The sequence below is a fragment of the Glycocaulis sp. genome, from assembly GCF_052168375.1.
Classification (GTDB): Bacteria; Pseudomonadota; Alphaproteobacteria; order Caulobacterales; family Maricaulaceae; genus Glycocaulis.
Map to the genome: position 1 here is coordinate 1 of NZ_JBQLZR010000234.1, position 3,278 is coordinate 3,278.

At 61.7% G+C, this 3,278-nt stretch carries 3 protein-coding genes and 1 pseudogene; 3 read left to right on the top strand and 1 reads right to left on the bottom strand.

Annotated features, from left to right (window positions below; genetic code table 11):
* Positions 1-878, top strand: an 878-nt coding sequence (locus tag ACTS2Z_RS09555) for a CaiB/BaiF CoA transferase family protein (protein WP_442572985.1), incomplete at its 5' end; no start/stop codon positions are given.
* Here ACTS2Z_RS09555 and ACTS2Z_RS09560 read toward each other — a convergent pair.
* Positions 860-1,540 carry an IclR family transcriptional regulator gene (locus tag ACTS2Z_RS09560; RefSeq protein WP_442572986.1) on the bottom strand — a complete coding sequence of 227 codons (681 nt, stop codon included), beginning with the start codon at positions 1,538-1,540 and terminating at the stop codon, positions 860-862. The genes ACTS2Z_RS09555 and ACTS2Z_RS09560 overlap by 19 nt on opposite strands.
* A 166-nt stretch (positions 1,541-1,706) precedes the next feature.
* Here ACTS2Z_RS09560 and ACTS2Z_RS09565 point away from each other — a divergent pair, with 166 nt between their 5' ends.
* Both ACTS2Z_RS09565 and ACTS2Z_RS09570 read left to right on the top strand, forming a co-directional pair.
* Complete coding sequence (locus tag ACTS2Z_RS09565) at positions 1,707-2,705, top strand: TAXI family TRAP transporter solute-binding subunit (RefSeq protein ID WP_442572987.1); 999 nt, start codon at positions 1,707-1,709, stop codon at positions 2,703-2,705.
* A gap of 43 nt (positions 2,706-2,748) precedes the next feature.
* Positions 2,749-3,278 (top strand): annotated as a pseudogene (locus tag ACTS2Z_RS09570) (hypothetical protein); the annotation flags it as partial.

A 3,278-nucleotide genomic window follows, 5' to 3' on the forward strand; every position in this document is an offset into this window, starting at 1 on the left:
AGACCAATCCGCGGTTAGTTTACTGTTCAGCTAAGGGATTCCTGGCTGGCCCCTACGAGCATCGCACGGCATTGGACGAGGTCGTGCAGATGATGGGCGGGCTCGCCTACATGACCGGACCGCCGGGGCGGCCATTGCGCGCTGGCGCGTCAGTCAACGATGTCATGGGCGGTATGTTCGGGGCCATCGGTGTTCTGGCCGCACTGCGCCAGCGCGATTCAAAAGGTGAGGGGACGGAGGTGTTGTCCGCCCTCTACGAGAACTGCGTATTTCTGTGCGGACAGCATATGGCGCAATATGCGGTTACCGGGCATCCCGCCGATCCCATGCCGGCACGGCTGTCCGCCTGGGCGGTCTACGACGTCTTCGACTGCAAGGACGGAGAGCAGGTCTTCGTGAGTGTCGTGTCCGATACGCAGTGGAAGCGGTTCTGCGACGCATTCGGCTTCGACGATCTGCTTGCCGATCCCGCGCTTGCGACAAATCCCCAGCGTTGCCATGCCCGGGATCGGTTCCTGCCGCGCATCCGTGCGCTGTTCGGCGAGATGCCGCACGAAGCCTTGATGGAGCGCTGCGAGGCATTGGGTTTGCCGTACGCGCCGATCCGCCGGCCGGAAGATCTTTACGACGATCCGCATCTGGCACAGTCGGGCGGCCTGCTAGACATCACGCTGCCCGATGGGAATCCGGCTCGGGTTCCGGCACTGCCAATCGCCGTCGGCGGCTGGAGGCCGTGCGTGCGCCGCGACATTCCAAAATGCGGCGAGCACACCCTGGATCTCGCCCGCGAGATGGGCCTGAAGGAAACGGAGATCGCGGCGCTCTTGGATGACGGCATCGTCGCCGTGCCGAAGGGTGGTCAGCCTGGAATCTCCTGAGAGAGCTTACCGGCCTCTTTTCTGGCGAGGGCTATCGCTTTCTTCCGGGCCGCCTCATCGAAGCGTCCGCGCAGCCCGGATATCACCAAGGCGCCCTGGAACGCGCCGCCGCGGTCCAGGACAGGCACCGCGATCGCAGCCGTATCGGGGTCGCGTTCACCCAACGACACGGCGTGACCGTCGGCCTTGATCTGTGCCGTATCCGGATCGGTTCCGTCGGTATAGGCTAGGATCAGATGGCCCGGGGCGCCTTGGTTCAACGGCAATCGCGTACCCTCGTCCAGATGGTGCCGGATCGCCTGGGTGCTGTTGTGCCGTATCAGGCATATCCGCGCGTCGCCATCGCGCACGTAATAGGATGCGCTTTCGCCCGTCGCCTCGGACAGCCGCTTCAGCACCGGGCGCACGTGGACGGCGACATCGAAGCGATTGCGGTACATCGCCCCCAAGCGCCACAGCGTCGGCCCGAGTTGAAAATCGCCATCCTCGCGCCGCCGCAGGTAGCCGTACTTTTCCAGCGACACGCAGAGCCGCAGGATCGTGCTCTTATAGAGCCCCGTCTTCTTGGCGAGGGCCTTCAAAGACAATCTATCTTGTCCGGATTCGAAGCAATCCAGGATCGAAAGGGCCCGCTCTACGGCGGCCACACCGGTGTCCTTCACGGGTTCATCCCCATTTTTGCGCATGAGTTTCCACTTTACTTCAATTCGTGCTGTGAAGTATTATAGAACATCGTTCTATTAGATGGAACACTCATAGAGACGCCGCATCCGTGACGGCGGCGACAGAGGCGTCGAGTGGAATGGCGCCCGCGACAGGGAGAAAACCATGCGCAAGTACCTTATAGCAGCGGTTGTTGCGTTGCCGCTAAGCTTCGGCTTCGGGTCGGGAACGATGGCGCAGGAAGTGATTTTCAGTGCCGTCGGACCGACGACGCAGGATTATCAGATGGCCGTGGCCTGGTCGAACCTGCTCGCCGAAGCCGGCTCCGACCTAAAGATGACGGTCGTCGACAACGGCTCCGTCAAGGGGCTGCGGCAGGTCGCGCAGGGGCAGGCAGACATCGTGGCTATCGGCGCCCCGCACTACAAAGACGCGACAGAAAAGGACGGTCAATTCCAGCAAGACCCGGACGACCTGATCGCGAGATACCGGAACATGAGAGCTCTGTTCGCGATCACAACCAGCGCCGCGCAATATGTAGTGAGAGCCGATAGCGGCATCATGACCATCCCGGAATTCAAGGGCAAGACACTTGCGATCGGGCGCCCCGGTGGAAACGCGGGCCGGGTTACAGCCGCGCTGTTCAAGACGCACGGAGTCGATCTCGAGGCTGGGGACGCGGACGGCCAGTATCTGAAGTATCAGCCGGCGCTCGAGCAAATGGCGAATGGCACCATGGACGGCACTCTCGTGTGGGGCGGCATCCCGCACGCGGCGATCGATAATGCGTCGCGTCAAATGAAGCTACGGTTTGTCTCGCCGGACCCATCCAAGCTCGATGACTTCCGCAAGACGATTTCGAACGGCGAATACTATGTTTTCCAGGAAGTCCCCGCGGAAACCCTCGAGCAGGCCTATGAGGGCAGGGTGGAAGTCGCAGGGCCCGCCCATTTCTGGACCTTTCCTTTCATGATGGTGGTCCGTGACGACATGCCCGAGGAGACCGCTTACGCGCTGGTGAAAACCTTCTGGGACAACATCGCGCAGGTGAACGGCATGAGCCCTGCTCTATCGCTTATTCAGATGAAAAACGCCGCAACCGCGTTGTCTGCCGATCTTCATCCCGGTGCCGCACGCTACTATCGTGAAGCCGGTTTGATCTAGAAATAGGCTCCGCATATCCTCTTCGAGCGGCCTACCGTTTCCGATGTCGAACGAAATCGCATCGCCCGCATTGGCTCCGCCGGCCTTGCGGGCGTTTTTTTCGGTTGCTGCGCAGGTTTGCTGCGCGGCTATCGCGCTCTTTGTCGTCGTAACCACCGTCTTCGGAAAGCTGCCGGCTGAAGCGCAATATACTACCGCTCTGACCCTTGGCCTGATTGCCGTGTTCCTGTCGAAGCCGGGCCCGCTCGCCCGGGCTGGGACCGTCACCTCCGTCGATGCGGGGCTGAGTTTTATACTGGCCGCGGCAGCGATCGGCACCGGGGCCTATTACATAGTGAACTACCATGCGATAGCCGCGTTCCGCGAGGGCATTCCCAACAGCGCGGATTTGGTCTGCTATGCCATCGGAACGCTGATCGTCCTGGAGGCCGCCCGCCGGGTCGAAGGCTGGGTGCTGGTCGGCATCGCCGCCGCGGCATTTTTGTATCTCGCTTTCGGTCACCTGATGCCGGGCGTTCTGCGGCGCCGGCCGATGCCGCTGTCGAACGCCCTGGTAGTAGACTACAGCTATCA